The sequence below is a fragment of the Dyella psychrodurans genome, from assembly GCF_003363265.1.
Lineage (GTDB): Bacteria > Pseudomonadota > Gammaproteobacteria > Xanthomonadales > Rhodanobacteraceae > Dyella_B > Dyella_B psychrodurans.
The window spans coordinates 719,680-744,200 of the sequence record NZ_QRBF01000001.1; the positions used below are offsets into that span (position 1 = coordinate 719,680).

General features: G+C 61.0%; 21 protein-coding genes. 5 read left to right on the forward strand and 16 right to left on the reverse strand.

Going from position 1 to position 24,521, the window contains the following annotated elements; genetic code table 11:
• Positions 1 to 72 precede the first annotated feature (72 nt).
• Together DWU99_RS03330 and DWU99_RS03335 are read left to right on the forward strand one after the other, a co-directional pair.
• Positions 73 to 1,095 (forward strand): YncE family protein, encoded by a 1,023-nt coding sequence (locus DWU99_RS03330; protein WP_233510844.1) that lies wholly within the window; start codon positions 73 to 75, stop codon positions 1,093 to 1,095.
• A 161-nt stretch (positions 1,096 to 1,256) separates the two neighbouring features.
• Positions 1,257 to 2,660: an alpha-L-fucosidase gene (locus tag DWU99_RS03335; protein WP_158543226.1), complete on the forward strand. Its 1,404-nt coding sequence runs from the start codon at positions 1,257 to 1,259 to the stop codon at positions 2,658 to 2,660.
• Positions 2,661 to 2,715: 55 nt separating this feature from the next.
• Here the strand turns inward: DWU99_RS03335 and DWU99_RS03340 are convergent, their stop codons facing one another.
• The 6 genes from DWU99_RS03340 to DWU99_RS03365 form a co-directional block, all read right to left on the reverse strand.
• Complete coding sequence (locus DWU99_RS03340; RefSeq protein ID WP_233510845.1) at positions 2,716 to 3,468, reverse strand: 3-keto-disaccharide hydrolase; 753 nt, start codon at positions 3,466 to 3,468, stop codon at positions 2,716 to 2,718.
• Between the two features lie 99 nt (positions 3,469 to 3,567).
• Positions 3,568 to 4,062 carry a GNAT family N-acetyltransferase gene (locus DWU99_RS03345; protein WP_115476561.1) on the reverse strand — a complete coding sequence of 165 codons (495 nt, stop codon included), beginning with the start codon at positions 4,060 to 4,062 and terminating at the stop codon, positions 3,568 to 3,570.
• Between the two features lie 73 nt (positions 4,063 to 4,135).
• Positions 4,136 to 4,354, reverse strand: coding sequence for a PspC domain-containing protein (locus DWU99_RS03350; protein ID WP_115476562.1), 219 nt, complete (start codon positions 4,352 to 4,354; stop codon positions 4,136 to 4,138).
• A 347-nt stretch (positions 4,355 to 4,701) separates the two neighbouring features.
• Positions 4,702 to 5,583 (reverse strand): threonine/homoserine exporter RhtA, encoded by an 882-nt coding sequence (gene rhtA, locus DWU99_RS03355; protein ID WP_115476563.1) that lies wholly within the window; start codon positions 5,581 to 5,583, stop codon positions 4,702 to 4,704.
• A 108-nt stretch (positions 5,584 to 5,691) separates the two neighbouring features.
• The gene (locus DWU99_RS03360) at positions 5,692 to 5,937 is read right to left on the reverse strand and encodes a hypothetical protein (RefSeq protein WP_158543227.1); all 246 of its coding nucleotides are present in this window, start codon (positions 5,935 to 5,937) and stop codon (positions 5,692 to 5,694) included.
• Positions 5,938 to 6,173: 236 nt separating this feature from the next.
• Positions 6,174 to 9,068 carry a sensor domain-containing protein gene (locus DWU99_RS03365; RefSeq protein WP_115476566.1) on the reverse strand — a complete coding sequence of 965 codons (2,895 nt, stop codon included), beginning with the start codon at positions 9,066 to 9,068 and terminating at the stop codon, positions 6,174 to 6,176.
• Between the two features lie 428 nt (positions 9,069 to 9,496).
• Between DWU99_RS03365 and DWU99_RS03370 the strand changes: the two genes are divergently transcribed.
• On the forward strand, positions 9,497 to 10,522 hold the full coding sequence (locus DWU99_RS03370; protein ID WP_115476567.1) for an aldo/keto reductase: 1,026 nt from the start codon (positions 9,497 to 9,499) through the stop codon (positions 10,520 to 10,522).
• Positions 10,523 to 10,733: 211 nt separating this feature from the next.
• Here the strand turns inward: DWU99_RS03370 and DWU99_RS03375 are convergent, their stop codons facing one another.
• Entirely contained in the window at positions 10,734 to 11,150 is a 417-nt protein-coding gene (locus tag DWU99_RS03375) for a hypothetical protein (protein WP_115476568.1), read from the reverse strand.
• Positions 11,151 to 11,544: 394 nt separating this feature from the next.
• Here DWU99_RS03375 and DWU99_RS03380 point away from each other — a divergent pair, with 394 nt between their 5' ends.
• The gene (locus DWU99_RS03380; RefSeq protein ID WP_115476569.1) at positions 11,545 to 14,475 is read left to right on the forward strand and encodes a bifunctional diguanylate cyclase/phosphodiesterase; all 2,931 of its coding nucleotides are present in this window, start codon (positions 11,545 to 11,547) and stop codon (positions 14,473 to 14,475) included.
• A gap of 85 nt (positions 14,476 to 14,560) precedes the next feature.
• On the opposite strand, the gene DWU99_RS03385 is transcribed toward DWU99_RS03380, so the two are convergent.
• From DWU99_RS03385 to DWU99_RS03400, 4 genes are all read right to left on the reverse strand, one after another.
• Complete coding sequence (locus tag DWU99_RS03385; RefSeq protein WP_147292881.1) at positions 14,561 to 14,959, reverse strand: hypothetical protein; 399 nt, start codon at positions 14,957 to 14,959, stop codon at positions 14,561 to 14,563.
• A gap of 60 nt (positions 14,960 to 15,019) precedes the next feature.
• The gene (locus tag DWU99_RS03390) at positions 15,020 to 16,429 is read right to left on the reverse strand and encodes a serine hydrolase domain-containing protein (protein WP_147292882.1); all 1,410 of its coding nucleotides are present in this window, start codon (positions 16,427 to 16,429) and stop codon (positions 15,020 to 15,022) included.
• Between the two features lie 113 nt (positions 16,430 to 16,542).
• Positions 16,543 to 17,304 carry a LytR/AlgR family response regulator transcription factor gene (locus tag DWU99_RS03395; RefSeq protein ID WP_115476573.1) on the reverse strand — a complete coding sequence of 254 codons (762 nt, stop codon included), beginning with the start codon at positions 17,302 to 17,304 and terminating at the stop codon, positions 16,543 to 16,545.
• Positions 17,301 to 18,416: a sensor histidine kinase gene (locus DWU99_RS03400; RefSeq protein WP_115476574.1), complete on the reverse strand. Its 1,116-nt coding sequence runs from the start codon at positions 18,414 to 18,416 to the stop codon at positions 17,301 to 17,303. The genes DWU99_RS03395 and DWU99_RS03400 overlap by 4 nt, the downstream gene beginning before the upstream one ends.
• 119 nt (positions 18,417 to 18,535) lie before the next feature.
• On the opposite strand from DWU99_RS03400, the gene DWU99_RS03405 reads away from it, so the two are divergent.
• Positions 18,536 to 19,024, forward strand: a complete 489-nt coding sequence (locus DWU99_RS03405) for a GNAT family N-acetyltransferase (protein ID WP_115476575.1) — start codon at positions 18,536 to 18,538, stop codon at positions 19,022 to 19,024.
• Here DWU99_RS03405 and DWU99_RS03410 read toward each other — a convergent pair.
• From DWU99_RS03410 to DWU99_RS03430, 5 genes are all read right to left on the reverse strand, one after another.
• Positions 19,003 to 20,667 carry a PQQ-dependent sugar dehydrogenase gene (locus DWU99_RS03410; RefSeq protein WP_233510846.1) on the reverse strand — a complete coding sequence of 555 codons (1,665 nt, stop codon included), beginning with the start codon at positions 20,665 to 20,667 and terminating at the stop codon, positions 19,003 to 19,005. The genes DWU99_RS03405 and DWU99_RS03410 overlap by 22 nt on opposite strands.
• A gap of 426 nt (positions 20,668 to 21,093) precedes the next feature.
• Entirely contained in the window at positions 21,094 to 21,471 is a 378-nt protein-coding gene (locus tag DWU99_RS03415) for a hypothetical protein (protein WP_115476577.1), read from the reverse strand.
• Between the two features lie 137 nt (positions 21,472 to 21,608).
• Positions 21,609 to 22,343 carry a ZIP family metal transporter gene (locus DWU99_RS03420; RefSeq protein ID WP_158543228.1) on the reverse strand — a complete coding sequence of 245 codons (735 nt, stop codon included), beginning with the start codon at positions 22,341 to 22,343 and terminating at the stop codon, positions 21,609 to 21,611.
• Between the two features lie 99 nt (positions 22,344 to 22,442).
• Positions 22,443 to 23,324, reverse strand: coding sequence for a CDP-diacylglycerol diphosphatase (locus tag DWU99_RS03425; protein ID WP_115476580.1), 882 nt, complete (start codon positions 23,322 to 23,324; stop codon positions 22,443 to 22,445).
• Positions 23,325 to 23,492: 168 nt separating this feature from the next.
• A complete protein-coding gene (locus DWU99_RS03430) occupies positions 23,493 to 24,455 on the reverse strand; it encodes a GlxA family transcriptional regulator (RefSeq protein ID WP_115476581.1) in 963 nt (320 codons plus the stop codon).
• Positions 24,456 to 24,521 lie beyond the last annotated feature (66 nt).

The window sequence follows — 24,521 nt, forward strand, 5'->3', positions numbered from 1 at the left end:
GCCAAAGATAAGGCACGTCTCAGCCAGGTCGCTGATAATTTCCGAAAGTCGTCACCCGTATCGGAGAGAGGCATGATTCATCGATGCATCCCCAACCACGCCCCGGCATTGTCCGCGCTGGCTTCACTGCTGCTGCTTGCTTCGCCTGCAGCCTGTAGCGACACCGCCAAGGGGCATTTGCCGCTGACGACGGTGGCCGATGCGCCCCTGACAGGCCGAACCACACGCTGGGATTACGCAAGTCTGGATCCTGCCGCGCACCGCCTTTATCTGGCGCACCTGGGCGACAGCGTAGTCACGGTATTCGACACACAAACCCGGAAGGTCGTGGCGGATGTGTCCGACGTCAGTCATGTGCATGGCGTGTTGTTCGTGCCGGAGTTGGGGCGCGTCTATGCTTCGGCCACGGGCACGGATGAAGTCGTGGCGATTGATCCGGCCACCCTGAAGATCACGGCACGCGTGCCCGCCGGCGACTACCCGGATGGCATGGCCTATGCCCCCGAGGTCCACAAGCTCTATGTGTCGGACGAACATGGCGGCACGGACACCGTCATCGATGTGCGCACGAACACTCGGGTAGCGACGATCCCGTTGGGTGGCGAAGTGGGCAACACGCAATACGATCCAGTGTCGAAGCACATCTTCGCCAATGTGCAGACGCGCAAGCAGTTGGTGGAGATCGACCCCGCGACGGACAAAGTGATCGGCCACATCGATCTGCCCGGCGCGGAAGGCAACCATGGTCTCTACATCGATCCCGCCACGCATCTCGCCTTCATCGCTTGCGAGGACAACGACAAGCTGATCGTGGTGGATCTGTCGAACAAGCGTGTGCTGTCCACGTTCGATGTCGCCAAAGATCCGGATGTATTGGCCTTCGATCGCAGCCTGGGTTGGTTGTACGTGGCTGGCGAGTCCGGCGAGGTTTCTTTGTTCCATCTCCAGGGACAGGTGCTCACTCCCGTGGCTACGGCGGTGCTTGGGCCTAACGCCCATGTGGTGGCGGTGGACGAGACCACCCATCGCGCCTATTTCCCGCTTAAGTCGCTTGCGGGAAAACCTCAGTTGCGAATCACCGAACCGCAGCGGTGATGCAAGCCCGTGGGACCGACGTTGGCGCCTGTCCGGAGCGCCTCGCAGCTTGCGGCCATCGCTCACTTGTAAATCTATATTTCATAAGTGCACACTAGCTGGAGATCCGCTTTCCAACGGATCGGCTAGGCGATCCGACCTCACCGGAGCTGCAAATGCATATGAAATCCCGCTTGGCCCGATACGCCGTCGCCTGCTCGATCGCCGCAGCCTTGGCCGGCACGCAGGCACAGGCCGGCGCACCGCCGACGCCACATCCGGTTGCGGCCATCCAGGACACGGAGACCCCTGCGCAACGCGATGCGCGCATGGCCTGGTGGCGCGAGGCGCGGTTCGGCATGTTCATCCACTGGGGCATCTATGCGGTGCCGGCCGGCTTCTGGCAGGGCAAGCCTGTCGACGATGCCGGCGAGTGGATCATGAATGCCGGCAAGATCCCGGTCGCCGACTACAAGAAGTTCGCGCCGCAGTTCAACCCGACGCAATTCGATGCGCATACATGGGTGTCGCTCGCCAAGGCAGCGGGCATGAAGTACATCGTGATCACGTCCAAGCACCACGACGGCTTTGCGATGTATCCCTCGAAGGCGAACCCCTTCAACATCGCCGACGCCACGCCGTTCAAGCGCGATCCGTTGCGCGAACTGGCCGACGAGGCCCGGCGGCAAGGTTTGAAGTTCGGCCTCTACTATTCGCAGGCGCAAGACTGGACCGCGCCGGGCGGCGCGGCCATGGGCGGCCACTGGGATAAAGCGCAAGACGGCGACTTTGCCCACTACCTGCACACGAAGGCGATTCCGCAGCTGAAGGAAATACTGGCGACTTACCATCCGGACGTGCTCTGGTTCGATACGCCCACCGCCGCGATGACACCGCAGCTTTCCTCGGAAATCGTGAGCCTGCTCAATCAATATCCGCAGCTCATCTGGAACAACCGCCTTGGCGGCGGCTACCCGGGCGACACGGAGACACCGGAGCAGCACATCCCGCCGCAGGGCTTTTCCGGCAAGGATTGGGAAACCTGCATGACGATCAACGATACGTGGGGCTACAAGTCGAACGACACGCATTTCAAATCGACGAAGGTGCTGCTGCAGAACCTGGTCGATATCGCGAGCAAGGGCGGCAACTATCTGCTCAATGTCGGACCGGATGCGCACGGCGTGATCCCGGCGCCCGAAGCGGAACGCCTGCAGCAGATCGGTCACTGGCTCGACGTCAACGGCGAATCGATCTATGGCACGAGCCCGACACCGTTCGCCGATGCGCATGGCAGCTTTTCGTCGAGTGAAAAGGATCAGGACGGCAAGCCGCGCTGGATTCCGGTCTGGGATTGGCGCGCCACCAGCAAGCCGGGCAAGGTTTATGTCCACCTGTTCCAGTGGCCCAGCAAGTCGTTCCATGTGGATGACGCCGACATCCAGGCCACGGGCGCGTACCTGCTGGCCGATCCGCATCACACACCGCTCAAAGTGACGCAACACGGCAAGCAGCTCGACGTGCAGTTGCCCGCCAAGCCGCTTGATTCGATCGATACCGTGTTGGTGATTCAGACCAAGAGCTGAGAAAGGCCTCCGCCTAGGCCGTCATTCCGGCGCAGGCCGGAATGACGAGCAAAAGCTATAGCTGCCGCAGCTTGATATTCCTGAACCACAGGCGGATCGGAAGCTCTCCCTTGTCTTCCGTCCCCTGCAACGAAATATGCCCCGTCTTGAAAGTGCCGAAATCAGGCCACTGCGCAAACTTGGTGCGCGCGACCAGCTTTCGCCAGTCGTCATTCCAGAAATAGGTATCGACCACCTTGTACCCGTTCTGGAAAAACTGGATATGCCCGTGATCCGCGATGATCTCGAACTGGTTCCAGTTGCCGGCTTCATGCACGCGCTCGACATCCGATGAAATGAGATCGAAGAGATCGCCGGAACGTTCGTACAGAACTTGGCTGTCGGGCTTCGTGCAGACAAGGTCGGCAATCTGCATTTCGGGGCCGGTTTCGTAGGTTTCCCGATATTTCGGCGATTCGTGCACGTAGAACATCACGCCGCTATCCGCGCACGGCGTCATCTTCCATTCCAGCTTCAGGTCGAAATTGCTGTATTCGGCATCCGTGACGAGATCGGCAAAATCCTTTTCGTCGCCGGTGCGGGAACGCTCCAGCATGATGGCGCCGTCCTCGATTTTCCAATCCTTGGCGGGGCCCTTCTGGAGATAGGAGTGCCAGCCGTCGAGATTCTTTCCGTTGAACAACAGCTGCCAACCCTGGGCCTTTTCCTGGGCGGTCAGCGTGTTGGCCTGTTGTGCATGAGCAAGCGATGGAATCGCGCCACCTGCCATGACGGCAGCGATCGCGGTTGCAAACAACGTTTTGAGCATGAGGTCATTCCCATTAATGAAAATAAAGGGTCCAGCGTGTTTTGGAGGAAAGTGAAACTCATCCGGTTTTTTGAGTTGCAGGCAGTGCATGGCCGCCCGCTATCCGGAAAAACTATCGCGCGATAAAAGCCATCGATCCAGCAAACCGTCATCTTCGGAATCGCGCTCTCCGATAAGCGTGAAACCGACTTTCTGCACCACGCGTCGCGAGGCGATATTGTCGATGCCGGTTTCCGCTAAAACCTCGTCGACATCCGGATGCGCAAACGCGTATGCCGCCATCAAGCGCACGCCCATCGTTGCGTAACCGCATCCCGCATAGTCGTGAGCGACGCCGTAGCCGATTTCAATGCGACCGTTGACCGGCTCGCCTTTGAACGTTGCACTGCCTACCGCAATGGGCGGATAGCCGAGCAGGAACAAGCGAGGTTGCCACCATTGCGGCAGCTGTCCTCGTTTCAGCGCGGCGGAGGCCATGGCGAGGACGGCGTGCGGAACGACATCCTCCGTCAGGTGCAGGCCATTGACCGTTTCCGTTCCCATCAGTCGCGCGTCGATCTGCGGCAACGTTAACGGTTGTAGACGAATCAGCATCGATGGCCAACGTTCGACAAAATGGTGCGGAGTGTCTTTCTGGGAAGCGAGAGCCACCCCGCTTTGCGGATGATCAGGCCGTGACAGTGTCGTAATCGAGTGGCTCAGCCGGCCACAGCGGCACCACCAGCCACAGGACAAGATAGATCAATCCACCGATGCCGGCACCCAAAAACAATACCAACCATAGCGCCCGGATCACCCACGTCGGCACACCAAGGGCGTAGGCCAGGCCCGCGCATACGCCACCGAGCCAGGCGGCCTTCTTTACGCGTTTAAATGGACGGTCCATGAGCGGCGCTCCTCGTGCATAGGTGATTTCGATCCTACGTCGAGCGGGCTTCCCCACCAGTGCGGAAAGTCCTGAGTCGCCGAACCCGCATGGCGCGAGTTCTTGCACGTGCGCTGAAATAGAAAGGCCCCCTTTCGGGGGCCACGAGCTTCATCCTAGGGGGTCGATGAAGCTCAAAGGGTCGCTAACCGCCGGATGCACAGAGGAATGGCTATCCAGCCGCTATAGAGTGCACCTGGGCGTCACTCTGGGAAATCAGCGCAGGACCTTACTGGTTGTCGGATTAGGACTACAGACCATAATGAAGTGGTGCGGCCATCCCAGCCGACCGGAAGCTGTCTTCACGTTCAATTGACCACTGGCTCCACGGCGGGCCGGCTTACGCCAATCGCAGCACCTGCGGACGCTGCGACGATGGCCGTAATGGCCAGCCACTGCAGCGTTTCCAATCGCTCGCCCAGGAACACCACGCCAGCCAGCGCGGCAATCGCCGGTTCCAGGCTGAGCAATACGCTGAACGTGCGCGCCGGCAGACGAGTCAGCGCGACCATCTCCAGCGAATACGGCAGCACCGAACTCAACACAGCCACGCCCAGGCCAAGCGGCAGCCATGCCGGCGAGAGCAGCGCCGTGCCGGCATGAGCGACACCCACAGGCACCGCCACCAATGCACCGATAGCGATGCCCAGCGTTACGGCATCCCCGCCGTGGGTCGCACCGGCCTTCTGCCCGAACAGGATATACAGCGCCCAACCTACGCCGGCAGCCAGCGCGTACAGCACGCCTGCCGGGTCGAGCGCGTGCACCTGCCCGCGCAATGGCAATAACAACAGCAATCCGATCACCGCCAGCACGATCCAGGCGAAATCCACCACGCGGCGCGAGCTGAACAGCGCGATGGCCAGAGGTCCCGTGAATTCCAGCGCCACCGCAATACCCAGCGGAATCGTGCGCAGCGCCATGTAGAACACCATGTTCATCACGCCCATCGACAGGCCGTAACCCCACAGCGCACGCCAATCGGCATCGCGCCGCACGGTGCGCCATGGGCGCCGTACCGCCAGAAGCATCAGCGCGCTCAACCCCAATCGAAACGCGGTAGCTCCCTGCGCGCCTATGTGCGGAAACAGCTGCTTGGCCAACGCCGCACCGCACTGGTACGAGGACATGGCGATCAGCAGTGCACCAATCGCCAGAAGCGTCGGCGCGAAAGAGCGATGGGAAGACATGCAAACGTCGCAAGCAGCTGTGTGGAAGTGTCTATGATGCCTAGTCGCGGACGCGAAAGCTCATCCTCGCCGCGACGCTGCTGACATGGGGTGGCAGCAGGTTAATCGTCATCCTTCATGCAAGAGAGTATCGATCGCGTCGCGCACCAGCCTGGTATCGTCGGCCCATTGCTTGACGATGCCCGCCAGCCTCTCAAGGGCCTTGACCTGCTCCGGCGTCGTGCATTCGCCGCACCAGCGTTTCAGTTGTTCGCGGCACATGTCCACTTGCTGGGCAGTGTCTTCGTAAACCAGCCGCATGCGCGTCAGTTCCATGCGGTCGATCAGGTCGGGCTGGTCGATCGCCAGGCGCATATTTTCCGCCTGGGTGTGAGCCGTCTCGGCTGCGCTGCCGATAGCGAATTTGAAAGCCGGCATCAGTGAAATCGGACGCCAGCGTTGCCGTGGCTTCGTCATATCGTTTTTGCCCGCTACAAGGCCAGGACGCCCGCGCAGGCTACTGACCCGATGACCATCCCTGTGGCCTTTAGCCTGCTCTTCTTGCCGCCGTGGGTCTACTGGCGCCCCTTTCCGGGGCAGCTATCGCTGCCTCAGGTACCCGATCCGGTGCCGCTATGTCCGACGGCGCGCACGGCGCGAAAATAGCCTTCTACAGCTCTAAACGGCAATGCTGCCGAAAGATAGTGGCCCTGCAGGCCATCGCATCCCATCTCCGCCAGAAGCACCGCCTGCTCCTTGGTTTCCACGCCTTCGGCGGCGACTTCCATATCCAGCTGATGGGCGAGCATCACGATGGTGCGGACGATGGCGGCGTCCCTGGTTTCACCCGGCAGGTGACTGACAAAGCTCTGGTCCATCTTCAATTTGTCGATCGGAAACAGACGCAGATACGAAAGACTGGAATACCCCGTGCCGAAGTCGTCCAACGACAACCGCGTGCCAAGATTCTTGAGGCTGGCCAGCGTGTGCCTGGCGCGCGTCACGTTTTCCATGACGGAGCTCTCGGTCATTTCGATTTCCAGCATCGACGCCGGCACGCCGTGTCGTTGCAACGCTTCGCTCACGCGCTCCGCGAGACCGGAACGTTTGAGCTGCTGTGCCGATACGTTGATGGCAACGATGAAATTGCCATGCCCCTGATCGAGCCATTTGCGCATCTGCTGGCAGGCGGCGTTCAACACCCAATTGCCGATCTCCGGCATGAGTCCAAGCGCTTCGGCAATGGGGATAAATCGCCCCGGCAGCAGGAACCCAAGCCGAGGACTGTTCCAGCGCAGCAACGCCTCGAAACCCGTCAATTCCAGATCGGTGGCTCGATGTTGCGGCTGGTAATAGAGTTCCAGCTCGCCGCGCTTTACCGCATCGCGCAGATGAGAGCCGAGCGTCACGCGATCTTCCAGTTCGATCATCTGCGCACGGGTGAGCTCTGTAACCTGATCCCGTCCTTCGCGCTTGGCCTGGATCATCGCCGCTTCGGCGCGACGCAGCAGTTCTTCCGGCGTGCGTCCATGATCGGGAAAACGACTGATGCCCACGCTGGCCGTAAGCAACAATCGATAGTTCTCGCCTTCAAGCGGTTCAGCGATGACAGTGCGTAGTTTTTCTGCCATGGCACGCGCGCTCGCGGCGTCGAGTCCCACGACGGCGATAACGAACTGGTCGCCTGCAAAACGCGCCACGTGTCCAAGATCGTGCACGACGCCTTCGAGACGCACCGCGAGGCACTTGAGTACATCATCGGCGGCCAGATGGCCCACCGATTCGTTGACGACGCGAAAGCGATCCAGCCCGATGGCGAAGACCGAAACAGGCGGAGCCCCGTCGTGCAGGATCTTTCCCAGTTCCTGCTCGAACAACGGGTGATTCGGAAGCCCCGTGATGGCGTCGTGCGACGAGGCATAGGCGAGGCTGGCCTCCATCTGGCGTCGCTCGGTGATGTCGCGCGCCACGGCGTAGACCAGCCCGTCCGGCGCAGCGAAGGACACCCACTCCAGCACGCGTTCATGGCTGCCCTTGCATGCACAACCCGTCACGAACTCGTGGATGCTCTGCCCTGCTTCGTTGAATGACTGTTCGCGCCGCTCGGCGGGAAATATCTCGCGATAGCTTCGGCCGGCAAGCTCGTCGATGGAATACCCCGTGAGGCGCTGCAAAAACGGATTGAACTGGACCAATCGCTCCGTCGCCGGATCGATGATGCAGAACAATTCCAGCGACATTTCGAAAAAGCTGTCGCGCACGCGAAGGCGGTTGACCAGGCGCGCGCTTTCTATCGCGACACCGGCCACCGGCACCATCCGATCGATGCTCTCAAGCTCTTCCGGCCGCGGTTCGCGCGGCTCGCGGTAATACACCGCGAAGGTGCCGAGCACTTGCCCGCCGCTGCCGAAGATCGGCGTGGACCAGCACGCTTTGAGTCCATGCGCCAGAGCCAGCCCACTGAATCCTTCCCAAAAGGGATGCGTTGCAATGTCCGCCACCACGACGCGTTCGCGGCGCCAGACTGCCGTTCCGCAAGAACCGCGCTTGTCGCCGATGGCCAGGCCGTTCAAGGCAGCGTTATAGGCGGTGGGCAGACTCGGCGCAGTGCCGTGAAGCACGTAGCTCCCGGTGTCATCCAACAACAAAATGGAGCACAGCGCGCCGGGATTGAGTTCTTCGTGCAGGCGCGCGATCCGTTCCAAACTGTCCGTGAGCGGATGTTGCGCGGCCACGCCTACCAGAATGTCGTGCTGCCCGACGGCAAGCCGTTGCGCACGCTTGCGGTCGGTGATGTCCTGGCAGGTACCAAGCATGCGAACCGGCTGCCCGAGGTCGTCCACCTGAACCACCCCGCGGCTGAACAACGTGCGCTCGACGCCGTCAGGGTGAACGATGCGCTCTTCGAATTCGTAGGGCTGATGATCGGCAAGCGCCTGCTTGATGATGCCCATGACACGCGCGCGATCGTCTTCATGCACGCGCGCCAGATAACCTTCGAACGTTGCCTCGTGTTCGCCGGGAGAGATTCCGTAGATGCGATAAAGCTCGTCGGACCAAATCACCTGATTGGTGGCGACGTCCCACTCCCAGCTGCCGAGGTGCGCAATCTCCTGCGCGCGGGCATAAACCTGCTGATCATGCAGCTGCGTTTGAGCGGCCTGCTTTTGTTCGGTGACGTCCCGGAAATAAATCGTCGTGCCATTGCCGGCCGGATAAATGCGGTATTCGAGCCAACGTTGGCGCGAAGGAACCAGGATGCTCAGCGATACCGCCATCTGGTTCTTCACGGCCTTTTCACATGCCTGGCAGATGGTCTGGCCGATGCCATCCGGAAACTCGGTTCCTACGCGCTTGCCGATAAGTTCCGAGGCATCGCGCCCCAGCAGCGCGCAGGCCTGAGTATTCAAATAGGTATAACGCCACTGCTCGTCGACCGCCGCGAGCGCCTCGGAAATGCGTTCAAAGACCTGGATAGGGTCGAAACCGCAGGATGAGGTGCTCATAGCACGATGGCGTTCCGCCCTGAAGGTTCGGGTTTATGGGTTCAGATTACGCTTGCGACAACAAGGGTCGCAATGCCCGCGCTGTCATATTTCCCAGGATTTCCCCATCATTCGGCGTCGATTCTTGCACACCGTTTGATATGCCGTGGCGCCAGCTGGAGTTCGGCTGACGTCATGGAGAGTTTATCGTCCGCCACGAAGCATTCTTTAAGCGTAAAGACGTCCATTGAGATCGGTCTAAAGCGCTTCGGCGGTAGATCGGTCCGCAACATGCGTTTGCAGATACATGACGGGTGCAGTTATCCGATCGCAGAGGGTTATTGCCCGATCCTCCGGACGCACAGGCGGGCTCTTGCAATCCCGGATCGCGATGACAAATGTAGCGGGATCGATTCCCCTCCCCACCATCCATCACGAGGATTGCTTGCATGGAATATCGACATCTCGGTGCCTCCGGTTTCAAGGTACCCGTACTTAGTTTCGGAACCGGAACATTCGGCGGCAAAGGCGAGTTTTTCGGCGCGTGGGGCAATACCGAGGCAGCCGAAGCGCGTCGCCTGGTCGACATCTGCCTCGATGCCGGCCTCACCATGTTCGACAGCGCGGATATTTATTCGTCCGGTGCCGCCGAATCGGTGCTGGCCGAGGCCATCAAGGGCCGTCGCGACAAGGTATTGATTTCCACCAAAGCCACGTTCCGCTTCGACGACGAACCCAACAACGTCGGCTCCTCGCGCTATCACCTGCTTCGTTCCGTCGACGGATCGCTCAAGCGCCTCGGCACGGACTACATCGATCTGTTCCAGTTGCACGGCTTCGATGCGAAGACACCCGTGGAAGAAACGCTTTCGACACTCGACGACCTGGTGCGCGCCGGCAAGATCCGCTACCTCGGCGTGTCGAACTTTTCCGGCTGGCATTTGATGAAATCGCTGGCCGTGGCCGATCGCTACGGCTACACGCGCTATGTCGCGAACCAAACCTACTATTCGCTGATCGGACGCGATTACGAATGGGAGCTGATGCCGCTTGGATTGGATCAAGGCGTCGGCGCGGTGGTCTGGAGTCCGCTGGGATGGGGACGCCTTACCGGCAAGATCCGTCGCGGTCAGCCGCTTCCCGCTGTCAGTCGCCTCCACAAAACCGGCGACGTGGGACCGCAGGTAAGCGACGAGTACTTGTATGGCGTCATCGATGCGCTCGACGAAGTCGCGAAGGAAACCGGCAAGACGATTCCGCAGGTCGCGCTCAACTGGTTGCTGCAGCGTCCCACGGTTTCGACCGTGGTGATCGGTGCGCGCAATGAAGAACAGCTGCGACAGAATCTGGGTTCCATCGGCTGGAACCTGACCACCGAGCAAGTCGCCAAGCTCGATGCCGCCAGCGAGATCGCGCCGGTCTACCCGTACTGGCACCAGCGCGGTTTCGGCGAGCGCAATCCGCCGCCGGTTTGAAGGCAGGCCATCATGGCTGCGGACGATCGCGTCCGCAGCCAACGTCGTAACGGAATCACCTGGCAAGTACCGACGTTGCCGAACATGGTTACGTGCGCATCAGGCATGTTGCCGATGCGTGAGTCGGCATGAATAAAAAGCCCGCTCGAAAGCGGGCTTTTTATCGACATGCGCATGGCACCGGCCGATCCTGGTGCCTGTTCGCATATCCTCAACGACCCGATGTTCCGCGAGAAACATCCCCCTGCTGCATATTTCCCAGATCGCTGGGCATTTTATTGTCGTCCTGGGTTTTCGAACTCGACCAGGAACGCAGGAAATGACCCGACTGATCGAACGCCAGCATGGTGGAAACCGTCGTCGTGGCGCGCTTGGGAATGACAGAACCTGTCGTCGCCATACTGTCCGCCGCCATGTTCTGCACTTTGCTCACGTACTGCAATTGCTGCGTACCGTCGGGCATCCGCAGGGTTTGAAACGGCTGACCCAATGCGGCCTCCACCTGTGCCACGGTGGTCACTCCCGGTTGAAACGATGCGATCGTGGTGGAATCGACTTTGTTTGTCGTGGTAGCGCATCCTGCAAGAAGCACTGCAATACCTGCTGAAACCAACAAGCCCCTTTTCATACGTACCTCTCCTTTTGAACAAATCCATAGTTCAGTGCGCGGGAATGCTCCGCCCAGGAGCGCCGCGAGGGCGCATGCCTGAAGTCATGCAAAGGAGCCAAGGCCCCGTTTTTTATTACGGCACATGACGGGTGGTCGGGAGCCAGCGCTGCTTCCCCCGTGCACGCACCATTGGGCTTTCCCCCTCCGGCTTCCTTGCCGCAGCCCCCTGTAACAAGTCGTTCAGACCACGCTATGCTGCGGTGAAGCCCCCTCGGGATGACGCATCAAGCAATCGGCCAAATAACCGATATATTGGCCATGTACCTAGACGTTCAGCCCACGTACTCAATATTTCACGCTGTTTGGACTGCAGTTAACCGCTGATAGGTACCAAAACGGTAATCGGGTGATCATGAGCCGAACGCTTCCCTTTCCCGCAGGAACCAAGCACGAGTCGGAATACACGGCTTGGCTGGGTCGCCTGATCGAGGCTTCCAGTCCGGAAGACGTGGGCTTGCTCATCGAAGAACTGGTCCGGACGCAACGCGACTGCGATCGGGCGGAAGTCCTGTGGCTGGATCCGTCGAAAGGCCGATGTCAGGCCAAGGCGGGACGCGATCCCGCCGAGCTGTCCCTGGCGCAATCGGCGCTGGCCGCACCCAATGGCGCCCAGTCGTCCCCCGATGGACGGCAGTACGCTCTCGCCCTGTTGCGTGAGGAACAGGTCGTCCTGATCCTGAGCGTGGCTGCCGAAAAAGGCGCCAAAACCGTGCTAGCCAGCGTCGGGCCCTATTTGCAGCTTGGCGTGCGCCAGCTTCACCACGCGATCAAGCTGGCCGACCTCTACGATTCGCACACCCAGCTCGAGCATTCGGAAAACCTGCAACGCGCGCTGTTCGCGATTTCGGATCTCGCAGGATCGAATCTCGAGATGCCGGACATGCTGCACGAGATCCATCGCGTCGTCAGCGGGCTGATGTACGCCGAAAACTTCTTCATCGTGCGCTATCACCCCGAACGCAGCACGCTGCGCTTCTTGTACTACGCAGACAGCGAGGACAAGGATCAGCCCGACACCACGCGCGAAATCGCGCTGGAGGAGCGGCAGCACACCCTCACCTGGTACCTACTCACCCAGGGCAAGCCGCTGATGGGCAGCAACGAACAACTGCACCAGCAGGTGGACGGGCCGGTGATCCTTTCGGGTCCGGACAGCGAAGACTGGCTGGGCGTGCCGATGCTGCACGATGGCAAAGTGGAAGGCGCCGTCGTGGTGCAGAGCTATCGCAGCGGCAATGTCTACACGCGCGACGATCTTTCCCTGCTTGAGTTCGTCGGCCACCACATTCTTACCGCGCTGGAACGCAAGGAGAGCAAGGACGAGCTCGAGCGTCGGGTGCGCCTCCGCACGGAAGAACTCGCGGAGGTCAACCGCGGCCTTCGACAGGAAGTGCGCGAACGCCTGCGCGCGGAGCGCCTGCAGGAAGCGCTGTTCAAAGTGGCGCAGCTTGCGACCGCCGACATCGATGAAAACACCTTCTACCAGCGCGTCCATGCCGTCGTGGGCGGACTGCTGGACGCGAGGAATTTCTTCATCGCCCTGCTCACCGACGACCGCGCCAACCTGGATTTTCCCTATTACATCGATGCCGGCATCCATCGCCCGCAAACGCGCCCGCTCGGCCAGGGCTTGAGCGAATACGTGATGCGACACGGCCGGCCGTGGTCGGGAAGTCGCGAGGATATCGTTGCACTCGCCAACACGGGCGAGGTGGTACCGCGCTACGTGGGCGAGCCCGCGGCGTGCTGGCTGGGCGTGCCGCTTAAGGTGGACGAAGCGGTGATCGGCATCGTGGTGGTGCAAAGCTACGATCCGAATGGCAGTTACAGCGTCGCCGACCAGGAGTTGTTGAGCTTCGTCGCGCTGCAGATCGCCAACAGCATTTATCGACGGCGGTCCGCCGCCGCCTTGCATCAGGCCAACGTGCGGCTGGAGCATCGCGTCGAAGAACGCACGCGGGAATTGCGCGCCGAAATCGTGCGTCGCGAACAAATGCAGCAGCAGCTGCATCATCAGGTAATGCACGACCCGCTCACCGGCCTGCCCAATCGCGGCTACCTGCGCGAGCGGCTCGACAACGTGCTCCATCTTATCCAGCACGAGCCGAACCGCCGCTGCGCACTGCTTTATCTGGATATCGACCGCTTCAAAGTAATCAACGACAGCCTGGGGCATCTGGCCGGCGACGAGTTTCTCAAGTCGATCGGGATGCGGCTGCTGACCCATGTTCGCGAACCGGACATGGTGGCGCGGCTTTCGGGCGACGAATTCGCCATCCTGCTTGAAGACATCGACACCACGACCACCGCGACCGCCGTGGCCACTCGCGTCTTGCAAGCCGTGTCTGTCCCCTTGCGCATATCCGGCAAAGAACTGGAACCTTCGATAAGCGTGGGCATTGCCTACGGCGATTCGAGCTACCTGGATGCCGATGAACTGATCCGCGACGCAGACATCGCGCTTTATCAAGCCAAGCAGCTAGGACGCAAACGCTTTACGGTATTCGACGAAGCGCTGGCCAAGGGCATGGTCGATGTGCTGGCCATGGAGAGCGAACTGCGCAAGGCGTTGCGGCAGAGCGAATTCGAGCCGTATTTCCAGCCCATCTTTCGGCTTGGCGATAACCAGGTCGTCGGCTATGAGGCCTTGATTCGCTGGAATCACCCGCAACGCGGACTTCTAAAACCGTCGGAGTTCGTAAAAATCGCCGAAGACAGCGGCCTGATCGAAGCCATCGACTGGCGCCTGTTCGAACTGAGCTGCCGTCTGCTCGTGGAACATATCCCGGGCAACCCGTTCATCACGTTCAATGTGTCGGCCTTGCACCTGCGTCACATGGACTTCGACATGCGCATCCTCAAGATGCTCGAACGCATCGGCCTGTCGCCGTCGCGGCTGATCACCGAAGTCACCGAAGGCGCATTGCTGGACAATCCCGAAAGTGTGCGCGCCATGCTCGATCGCCTGCGCACGGCGGGTGTCGGCGCCGCCCTCGACGATTTCGGGACGGGCTATTCCTCGCTGAGCTATCTGCACTCGCTGCCCTTCCGCATGCTGAAAATCGACCGGGCGTTCGTGAGCGAGCTCGACAAGTCGGATCGCGGCAATAGCACCACCGTGGTCGCCGCGATTCTCGCGCTGGCCCACGCGCTGAATATTCAGGTGATCGCCGAAGGCATAGAAACGCAGTCGCAGTACGACACCTTGCTGCGCATGGGATGCGAAATGGGACAAGGCTATCTGCTGGGCAGTCCCGCGCCGATCGAGCGCTGGCAGAAATAACCCGTCGAGCGGACATACAAAAAGAACGGCACGCGCTGCGAAGCGCAAAGCATGCCGTTCTTCACCGAAGGAAAATCAGTTTCGACTAGCTGTGATGGCTCACAAAGCCCGGATCTTGCACAGGCGGGTTTTGGTTGTGCTTTTCCTTGACTTCGCGCAGCAACTCCAGCACATGCGCGCGCTGTTCCTTGCGTTTTCGATCCTGCGCAGCAAGCAACTCCTGTCGCCGTGTCATGCGCACCGGCGCTTGTCGAAGCGTGGTTTTTACCGTCGGGTGAACCATGCGCGCGATGTAATCGGACCATGCGCGGAAATGCCATGACGAATGGGACGAGCCTGGGGTATTCATGAATCGGCCTCCACCACGTTGACGGTTGCCCGCGGCAGATGAAATAGCTGCCCGGACAGTCAATGTGCACCAAGGCTCGTTAGGCATTTGTAACGACAAAGGCACCGATTCGGTGATGCGGAAAATCAATGACATGGAGCGAGAACATTTCATTGCACCGCTATATTGTTCAGCGATGCGATGGTTAGCTTCACGTTATCGCCCGGCCGCCGCCAGCGCCTTCGTCTCGCCATGCGTGGCATGAATCGCCGCGGCAATCAGCGCCAGATCGTCCTCCATGCCAAAGCTGTCGCCCTGCGAATAGCCGAAACGCACGATCACCAGTTGTTCCGATGGAATGATGTAGATGCGCTGGCCCAGGAAGCCGCTCGCATAAAAACCATCTTTGGGAAAACCCTGCGCGACTCGCCACGCGGCCACCTTGCTCGGTCCGTCGTTGGTCCAGAAACCTGCGCCATAGGGCGAGCCCAAGGTGGAGCGCCGCGACCAATCCACCCACCCTTCCGGCAGGATGCGTTGTCCGTTGGGCGCCACGCCATCGTGCAGGTAAAGCTCGCCGAAACGCGCATAAGTACGCGCAGGCGCGTAGACGTAAGACGCGCCCATGAAAACGCCGCTGCCGTCGAATTCCATCGTCACACCGCTCAGGCGCGCAGGCTCAAGCAATTGCTGCTCCGCGAAGGTACGCATGCCTGATGCGCCACCGCCGACGGTTTGTCCAAGCAGCCGATCCAGAATCAGCGTGTTGCCGGATGTGTAATCCCACTCGCTACCGATCGGCCTGCTTAGCGAATACTGCGCGGCGTAGGCCGCCATGTCGTTCTTCAGGTATTCCATGCGCGCCACCGGGCTGAAGCCATCGGCGCTTTCTTCCACGCTGAGGCCACTGCGCATGCGCAGGAGATCCTCGATGGTCAGACGACCGCGCGAATCGTCCGCGGCCGACCATTCCGGCGCGCCAACTCGTTGGTCCACATGCAGACGCCCTTGCTTCACCAGAATGCCGAGCAGCGCATTGGTGAACGATTTCGCCACCGAATAACTCAACAGCGGCGTATGCGCGTCAAAACCTTTTGCATAACGCTCCGCGATGACGTGGCCGTCTTTCACGATCACCACGGCTTTGACGTCTTTGGTGGGCTCCCCGGCTTGTTCGTCGAATACCCGGTCGAGCGCGGTAGTAATCACAGGATCGCTGCTGGTCACCGTTCCCGCCGGCGCGAATCCATCGTCGACGGGTGCCGGCAAAAGCGGACGCGATGCCGGCGATGGCGGCGTATCGGCGTATTCGAGGCGGCATCCGTAGCCCGGCGTGAAATCGGCCTTGGCGTGAAACAAGCCGGCAAACGTAGCCTCCACACTTTGATGGGCGCGATCCACCCGATAACTGGCCAGGCGATCCAGCGGGTGGCCGATGATGGGTTTCACCAGTTCCTGAAATGTCGCTTCCGGGTCCAGCCCCGCCACGTACGTCGCCGAGCACAGGTTATGCGCCGCCATGCCGGCAGCCACTTTCGCCGCGCTTCCTAACCGGGACATCCCAACGCCCGCCAACGCCGCCACCAGCACGACGCCACCTGTCCATATCCACACTCGCCTTGCCATAACCCTGCCCTCAAGCCGTGCCGTGATGGGCGCCAGCATGCGCTTTGCCGCGCCTCGTAAACGGGGATGTGGGACGAATGCCGGCATGACGGGGACGAGTCACGGCCCGCGCTTTACAAACGCGTGAGCAATCCCGGCGGCAGGCTGTCCAGGTAGCGGCGGGTCCAGGTAAGGCGCGCGCCGTCGTCGAGCAGCAGCCGATACTCCCCTTCCGGCCAGGGAAGCACTTCGCGTATGGCTTCCAGGCGCACCAGGGCCGATCGATTCACGCGCGCGAACCGCAACGGGTTGAGCCGCGACAGCATGTTCTCCAGCGTGCCGCGCAGCCGATAGCTGCGCCCTTCCGCATAAACATCGAGGTAATTGCGGCTCGATTCGATGCGGCTGATGCGGTCGGCACGAATCAGTTGCGCACTCTCGTCGGACTGCACCAGCACGTGCTCGATGTAATGCGCCGGTGGCGGCAATGTCTCGAGCAAGCCGTCGATGCGACGACTCATGTCCATGCCCGGCATCAGGCGCTCGCGCAACCGTTGGATCAGTCGATCGAATCGTTCCGGGCTCACCGGCTTGAGAAGGTAATCGAATGCATGCACTTCGAAGGCCTGCAAGGCACGGTCGTCATGCGCGGTCACGAAGACGATTTCCGCAGGCAGCGGATCGCCCAAGGCCTGCAGCACCGAAAAACCGTCCATGTCCGGCATGCTGATATCGAGGAAGACCACGTCGGGACGCACTTTGTTGATCAGCGTCAGCGCATCGCGCCCGTTACCCGCTTCGCCCACCAGCAAGATGCCGTCGGACATGGCGAGATAGCGCTTCAGCTTATCGCGCGCCGGCGCTTCGTCGTCGACAATGACCGCGCGCAACGTCATGCGGGCCGGCTCTCGGCATACGGCAGCCAGAGCGAAACGCACGTGCCTTGTCCTTCGATACGCTCCAGCCGCAAGCCTGCGGCGTCGCCGTAAAGGTGCTTGAGCCTGGCTTCGATATTGCTCAGGCCGATACCGTGACCGCGATGCGTGCTGTCGCCTTGGCCTTGGCCTGCATCGCGAACCGACAATTCCAGCTGCTGGTCGCGATGTACCGCCTTCACATCGACAAGCCTGACATCGCTCCCGCCGCCATGCTCGATGGCGTTCTCGACAATCGGCTGCAATACGAGAAACGGCACGCGCGCCGCGCCCAGCGACGCTTCCGATTCGATATGCACGACCAGCTGCTCGCCGAAACGCGCTTTCTGGATATCCAGGTACAGCTCCAGCAGCTTCCACTCCTCCGCCAATGCGTGTTCCTGCTCGCGGGCCCCGAGTGTGGCGCGCAACAGCTCGCCGATGCGGGCCAGCATTTCGTCGGCCACGCGCGGCCGCTCGTACATGATGGACGAGACGGCATTGAGCGTGTTGAACAGGAAATGCGGATTGAGCTGCAAGCGCAACGCATCCAGCCGCGCCTCCGACAACGCCGACTCCAATTGCACGGCGCGCAATTCGCGCTTCTGCGCCTGGCGATAGCGATCAGCCAGCCACAGCACAAAGGCCAGCAACAGGTAATAGAAAACGTCGCTGGGGAACTCCATCAGATAGCGCCACGACATCACGCCGTAGTCGTAGTCGCCATAGCCAAACAGATGGAAGAGTGCGGTGCGCGAGCCCCACATGAAGCTGGTGTGCAGCACCGACACCACACAGAGCAACACGACATGGCTCGCCAAGCGCTGCCAGCGCTCGGGCAATCCGCGAATACCCCGCAATGCCGCCACCAGCAACGGCACCAGCACGCCGAAGCTCAGGCTTCCCGTCATTTCCTCGACGAGCTTGGGTCCAAAAGCTGACGGTATGCGATCGGCCACATCATTGAGGTAGCGATGCAGCGCATCCAGAAGACCGATCAGCACGACCACGCCAAACCACATCGCCAGCCAGAATCGGATGCGACGGGGCGCGCCGATATCGTCGATCCGGATGGTTTCCGAAGGTTTCAGCATGGCAGGTTGAATAAGGTGGTGCCGCCGTTTTACCACGCGGTCTGAGCATTGACCTAGTCAGTTCCCATGTGTGCCTGGATTAAACTGGCCGCAGGCACCTGAGCGAGAGCAGTGACGCAATGCAGATCCTTCCTGGCGACCTCGGCGATTCACGCATCATTGCCTTGCTCCACACGCACGTCACCACCGCACGCGCGGAAACCGCCCGAGGCAGCGCGCATGCCCTGGACGTGACCGCACTGCAATCGCCCGATATCAGTTTCTGGGCCATCTGGGACCGCGATGAATTGCTGGGTGTCGGTGCATTGCGACGACTTACGCCGGATCATGGCGAAATCAAATCGATGCACACGTCGCAATCCGCGCGCAAGCGTGGCGCAGGGAGCGCCATGCTGCGCCATCTCATCGATACGGCCCGTGCCGATGGCCTATCGCGTGTCAGCCTTGAAACAGGGGCGTGGGATTATTTCATCCCCGCCCGCACGTTCTACAAACGTCATGGCTTCGTGGAATGTCCGCCGTTCGGCGACTACAGGGCGGACCCCCACAGCGTTTTCATGACGCTGGATTTAACCGACCACTCTGCTCATTTTCCGGAGCCGACGTAATCCACGCGCCAGACCGAATTGGAACCGTCGTCCGTCACCAGCAGCGAACCGTCCGGCGCGACCGTCACACTTACCGGACGCCCCCAGACTTGTCCGTTCGGCAGCACGAAGCCGGTGAGAAAATCCTCGTATTCTCCGCTGGCCTTGTCGGTGTGATGACGGGGAACGCGAATCACCTCATACCCGACGCGCGTCGCCTTGTTCCACGATCCGTGCTCGGCGCCGAACAAGTCTCCGTCGTATTCCTCCGGAAACCGGCTCGCTTCGTAAAACGCGATTTGCAGTGCCGCGTTGTGCGGCTGCAGGATCACATCCGGCGTGATGACCTTGTCCTTCAATTCCGGATGCTTGCCGACATGGCGCGGGTCCTGGTGCGAGCCCATGTACCACCACGGCCATCCATAAAAACCGCCCTCGCGCACCGAGGTGATGTAGTCGGGAACGAGGTTGTCGCCCAGCCCGTCGCGCTCGTTCACCGTGGTCCATAGCTGTCCGTTCTTCGGATCGATGGCGATGCCGGAGGGATTGCGTATGCCCCACGCATAGACGCGCTTGTTCGATCCGTCGGGATTGAACGCCAGGATGTCCGCGCGATCCTTTTCCGCGGGCGTAACATCCGGATCGTCCACATTGGAAGCCGATCCCACCGCGACGAACAGGGTCTTGTTGTCGCGCGAAAACGCGACATCGCGCGTCCAGTGGCCGTCGCCATGCGGCAGGTCGACGATATGCTCCGCCTTCCCGCGCGCCTTCAGATCGCCGTTGCGATACGGAAAGCGGACCACTTCATCGGTATCGCCCACGTATACCCATTGTGGATTGGGCCCCGCCGGATAGAACGCGATGCCATACGGTTGATGCAGGTGCGTGGCGAACACTTCGGTTTGCGCGGGCTTGCCATCCGCCGACAAACCACGGAAAACGCGGATCTGACCGCTGCCGCTTTCGGCAAGAAAAATGTCGCCGTTCGGCGCGGTGCGAATCACGCGCGGCGTACCCAGCGACTCGGCGTAGAGATTCACCTTGAAGCCGGCCGGTGCCTTGGGCCACGCGTCGGCAGGGCGCGGCACCAACGTCGGCCCATTGCCCGCCGAGGCGGTGGCATAAGGAGCTGGCAGGTCGGCCAGCGTAATCTTGCGGGACTTGCCCGGCGCCTCGTAACGGAAATCGGTAAAGGGCGGTGTCGGCGGTGGCGTCGTAATGGACGACGCGACCGATGCAATTTGTGCCGCTTGCACGGGCTTCGCCGTCGGCAACGTCTTCAGGTACGAAACGATCTGCCAGCGCTGCTGCTCCGGCAGGGCTGCCCATGACGGCATGCCGTTGTTCACCGCACCCTGGGTGATGAACCAGAACAGCGCGCCATCCGTCGCCTGTTGCGCGGCGCCATGCGCCAGCGCCGGAATATTGCCGGCGCCCTGCCCGCCAAGGCCGTGGCAACTCGCGCAATTCTTGGCATAGAGATCGCGCCCCGCGTTTACGGCGGAAATTTGACCGGCGTAGGGATTGGCCACGGATGACGCTGCGCCGGGAGCGCCATGGAAGCTCGACGTATCCGCAGCGGCGCAGGACGCCGCCACGAACAAACCAAGACAACCGCCCACCAACGTGAAAAAGGTCAACGACGAAAAAGATGACGACACAAAAGATTGCCTGGCCAAAATCTGTCTCCACTCGCCTGAGGTCAAGACCAAATGCATGCACTCCCTGCCGTCGACAACATCCCCGCAATACCCTCGCGGCACGGAGCACCGCGTTGTCGAGCCGGACACACAGAATCTCTATAACAGCGCATCTTCATGCGATGTGAAGCCGTGTGACCTGGTAGCCCGCGACATTGTGGCTCCAGCTCAAAACGGCCGGGTGCTCGATGCTGCGAAATCGTTGCCTGATGATCTATAGCAAAACCGGCCGCAAGACCCGCACCCTATCGCGACAACGACGCAGGATCGACCAAGACACGCGTGCGTGAATGTGCCGAAGGTTAGGGAACCCTCATCGCAGGGTGCCAGATCGGCACCGACGGGCCCACGAGCGTGGTCACGGGAGAGCGACCGCGACCAGGCCGTTCAAAAAGTTGCCGCACTCGGCAATTTTGTGACGTGAAATGCATCGATCCGATGATCGGCCACCGACACACTGACCACCGCGCAGCCCACGCCGATCAGGGAAAGCGCCAGCCCGGACGGCATCTGGTAAAGCAGATGCATCACCCTGGCCACGCCATACCAGGAGTGCGGATTGTTCACGAACGAGCACGCTCCCGGGCAAAAGTCCCGCATCCATGACATGACGGTGGGCTGGTTTGTCCAATAGCCGTCGTGAAGCCACTTCAAGACCTGAAATCCCAGCCAGACAAACGCCGCCATATTCAGGATGACGCCGGCGAGCCACAGGGCGAACCCCACGGCTTCCCGAGTCATTTGGTCCATACGCGCCAGTGTCATATCCACTACTCCGCCATCGTGCCGACGTCATCGGAGTTATTCATGCATATCCCATGCCGATGGCGCCGCACGCAGCGTCCGCACGTTGTTTTTCACTGGCTGATTTCGTCGCGCCCTGCAGCGCGTCTTGCCATGAATTACTTCAGGACCGCACGCTCCAGTAACGCGGCTATCCACATCAAGATCACACCTGCACTCACTCCCAACGCTGGCGCGAGCCGCTGGCGGCTTTTGGTGGCATTGGCCCACAGCGCGGGAATGAGGTCGCCACAGGCCAGATAAAGGGTGGTACCCGCGGCAAGCACAAGGCTTTCCGCCAGAAACGCAGCGGGTGCCAGACCCGCCATAAGCAACGCACCGAACGGAGTGGCTCCGCAGGTGGCGAAGGTGAGGATGAACGCTGCGTCGCGATCGTATCCGCCTGCGATCAGGACTCCGGCGTTGCTGACCTCACGCGGCAGTTCGTGCAACATGATGGCCAGTGCGACCAACCATCCGACGGCTGGATTGACCGTAAAGCTGGCACCTATCACCACGCCATCCACCAGGTGGTGCAACGCGTCGCCCACGATATTCATGTGCGCAAACGTCGCCGTCGTCCCCGGTGTGCGAAGCGCGCGCAACACGCATTCGACGGTAAAGAGGGCAAGCATGCCCATCAATATGTGCGGCCCTACTCGTCCGATGGATTCGCCCTGCGCCAGCGCATCGGGAACCATGTGCAGCAGCGCATCGCCCATCAGCAGGCCGGCGGCCAGGGACTGCAGCCACGGCAGGATGCGAATCAATTGAGGCGGGGGTAACCAGACGAGCAGTCGCGCCGTGAGCGCCACGGATGCGACGAGCGTCGCTGCTAATAACGACCAGGGCATGAAAATCCAAAAAGAGCAGTAGTGAAGAACCGATGCGAACCCGCGCTTCCTTCGGCGTTCGGCCATCGCGAATGAATACGAGCTGCGTGAGCAGCTTCGTTACGGCGGGTGTTGGGCTATCGCGCACGTCGTGTCTTGCAGTTCCTCGGCATGCGCACGATCGCCCGTTGCGGTGTCCGCACGACCGCTCAATAAAACGAAGCCAGGTGCACCGGATGGGGAGTACGCCCCCATGACCAGCAAGCTATGCGTGGCAAGGGTATCGTTGCGCGGTAATGCGCTGGCGAGATCCTTGAGCGGATTGTCGCGAAGGTTCTCGCCGCTCACCCATTTGGCCGCGTAGCGATGTCCAAACGGCGGCAGACCTTCCGGCAGCGGGCGCCAATCCGGTGTGATCCTCGGAAGCCAACGATGGATGGCGTCCTGTACATCGCCGCGAACGCAGTCGATATGGATATGCAGTTGATCCTGGGAGCGACCGAGGCTCGAATTGATCGCCAGACTCACCACGCCTCGCGGTTGCGAGGCGTGCAACGACGCGTCGACGTAAAGGCGGGCCTTCCACGCCGCGGCAAAATAGTTGGCGGCATCGGGAGCGAGCAGCGCCGGGCTTTCGATGCCCGTGATCCGCGCAAGCGGCAAGAGCAAGTACTGATAAGGCCCGTCGCGATCCTTGAAGATGGCATAGCCGCCTTGGCCGAGTTCGACGTCGGTGCAAGGCGCTGGCGGAAAAATCCGGCGTTCCGCCTTGGATACGCAGCGCTGATGAACCAGCGTCCAAAGTATGTTTCGGTCCTCGAACGACCGTGTCGTTGTTGGCGTCGGCGTGCTTTCCACATTGGACTGCGCATGCGCATGCAGAGGCGCAGTCATCGCCCACGCGGCGATACCCAACAGCACTAGACATACGCGGACGATCCATCGCTTGTCATGCACGACAGCGAAGCGTGGCGCACCGCCGGTCGAGGGGATTGTTCGCATGGTGGAGCCCTGCGCTGCCTGATACGTAATGTTATATCATTTCATCTTGGCAAGATGAAGTGTCAAACCGCAGGCGTTCCTGGTCGCGCCTGTTTTTGAAGTACATGACGGATCAAACGAATGCCGGTGAGCGCTCAAGAAGCGCCAACGCGCCGATGCTCCGGGCAGTTAGAGCTGCACCGTATGCTGCTTGCGGTACTCGGCAGGCGTGACGCCGACGTGCTTCTGAAATGCACGGCGTAGCGTGTCGGCGTTGGCAAAGCCGCATTTGGAAGCCACCAGCTTCGGCGTGTCGTGCCCGTTCTCCAGCAACATCCGCGCTGCGGTGACACGCGTGGTCTCCACCCATGCAGCAGGCGTGATACCTACTTCCGTGTGGAACAGCCGCGCGAAATGCCGAGCGCTCAGTCCTGCGTGCTTGGCCATGCTGGCGATGCTGTGCTCCAAATCCGGATTCGCAGCGACCCAGCGCTGGACTTCCTGCAGCACCGAACGCCCCATGGGCCGGGTTTCGCCTTTTCGGCTGAACTGCAATTGCCCGCCTGGGCGCTTGAAGTACATGACCAGTTGCCCGGCGACACGCTTGGCGATATCGCGGCCCAGATCTTCTTCCACCAGCGCCAACGCGAGATCCAAACCCGCCGTGACGCCTGCGGCAGTACGCAACTTCCTGTCGCGGACATACAGCGCATCCTCGTCGATGTGGACCTTGGGAAACGCGCGGGCCAGATCGTCGACCGCCGCCCAGTGCGTGGTGACGTGGTGCCCATCCAGCAAACCCGTTGCCGCGAGCACGAAGGCGCCCGTGCAAATCGAACCATAGCGCCGGCTGCGCGTGGCCGTCGTTCGCAGCCATTTCAAGACATGCGGCGACAGCGCGGTCTTTGCGGCGTTCGGGGCTCCGGCAACCAGCAAGGTATCGATGCGCTCGCTGCCTTCGCCCGCGATCGCGTCCGGCAGCAGGCGTACTCCGGACGAACTGCAAATAGGGCCGCGTTGGGAAGCGATGACCTTCAGCGCGTAGAACTCCTTGCCCATTTCGATATTCGCCTGCGCGAACACATCCAGCGGGCCGGAAACGTCGAGCAACTGGACGCCCGGCAAGGCAACGACAGCAACCGTCTTGGCCATTTTCCACCAACCTCCCGCGCGTCCGCATTACGCGCGAAATGGCAGTATACGACGTATCACGCCTAT

What these genes read in the sequence shown, in the direction of transcription:
- DWU99_RS03335 (WP_158543226.1), top strand. Translation starts at nt 1,257, where the DNA reads ATGAAATCCCGCTTGGCCCGATACGCCGTCGCCTGCTCGATCGCCGCA.
- DWU99_RS03430 (WP_115476581.1), bottom strand. Translation starts at nt 24,455, where the DNA reads ATGGCCAAGACGGTTGCTGTCGTTGCCTTGCCGGGCGTCCAGTTGCTC.
- DWU99_RS03385 (WP_147292881.1), bottom strand. Translation starts at nt 14,959, where the DNA reads ATGTCATTGATTTTCCGCATCACCGAATCGGTGCCTTTGTCGTTACAA.
- DWU99_RS03395 (WP_115476573.1), bottom strand. Translation starts at nt 17,304, where the DNA reads ATGACGTTGCGCGCGGTCATTGTCGACGACGAAGCGCCGGCGCGCGAT.
- DWU99_RS03390 (WP_147292882.1), bottom strand. Translation starts at nt 16,429, where the DNA reads ATGGCAAGGCGAGTGTGGATATGGACAGGTGGCGTCGTGCTGGTGGCG.
- DWU99_RS03380 (WP_115476569.1), top strand. Translation starts at nt 11,545, where the DNA reads ATGAGCCGAACGCTTCCCTTTCCCGCAGGAACCAAGCACGAGTCGGAA.
- DWU99_RS03405 (WP_115476575.1), top strand. Translation starts at nt 18,536, where the DNA reads ATGCAGATCCTTCCTGGCGACCTCGGCGATTCACGCATCATTGCCTTG.
- DWU99_RS03365 (WP_115476566.1), bottom strand. Translation starts at nt 9,068, where the DNA reads ATGAGCACCTCATCCTGCGGTTTCGACCCTATCCAGGTCTTTGAACGC.
- DWU99_RS03370 (WP_115476567.1), top strand. Translation starts at nt 9,497, where the DNA reads ATGGAATATCGACATCTCGGTGCCTCCGGTTTCAAGGTACCCGTACTT.
- DWU99_RS03350 (WP_115476562.1), bottom strand. Translation starts at nt 4,354, where the DNA reads ATGGACCGTCCATTTAAACGCGTAAAGAAGGCCGCCTGGCTCGGTGGC.
- DWU99_RS03420 (WP_158543228.1), bottom strand. Translation starts at nt 22,343, where the DNA reads ATGCCCTGGTCGTTATTAGCAGCGACGCTCGTCGCATCCGTGGCGCTC.
- DWU99_RS03400 (WP_115476574.1), bottom strand. Translation starts at nt 18,416, where the DNA reads ATGCTGAAACCTTCGGAAACCATCCGGATCGACGATATCGGCGCGCCC.
- rhtA (WP_115476563.1), bottom strand. Translation starts at nt 5,583, where the DNA reads ATGTCTTCCCATCGCTCTTTCGCGCCGACGCTTCTGGCGATTGGTGCA.
- DWU99_RS03340 (WP_233510845.1), bottom strand. Translation starts at nt 3,468, where the DNA reads ATGCTCAAAACGTTGTTTGCAACCGCGATCGCTGCCGTCATGGCAGGT.
- DWU99_RS03330 (WP_233510844.1), top strand. Translation starts at nt 73, where the DNA reads ATGATTCATCGATGCATCCCCAACCACGCCCCGGCATTGTCCGCGCTG.
- DWU99_RS03345 (WP_115476561.1), bottom strand. Translation starts at nt 4,062, where the DNA reads ATGCTGATTCGTCTACAACCGTTAACGTTGCCGCAGATCGACGCGCGA.
- DWU99_RS03360 (WP_158543227.1), bottom strand. Translation starts at nt 5,937, where the DNA reads ATGCGCCTGGCGATCGACCAGCCCGACCTGATCGACCGCATGGAACTG.
- DWU99_RS03425 (WP_115476580.1), bottom strand. Translation starts at nt 23,324, where the DNA reads ATGCGAACAATCCCCTCGACCGGCGGTGCGCCACGCTTCGCTGTCGTG.
- DWU99_RS03375 (WP_115476568.1), bottom strand. Translation starts at nt 11,150, where the DNA reads ATGAAAAGGGGCTTGTTGGTTTCAGCAGGTATTGCAGTGCTTCTTGCA.
- DWU99_RS03415 (WP_115476577.1), bottom strand. Translation starts at nt 21,471, where the DNA reads ATGACACTGGCGCGTATGGACCAAATGACTCGGGAAGCCGTGGGGTTC.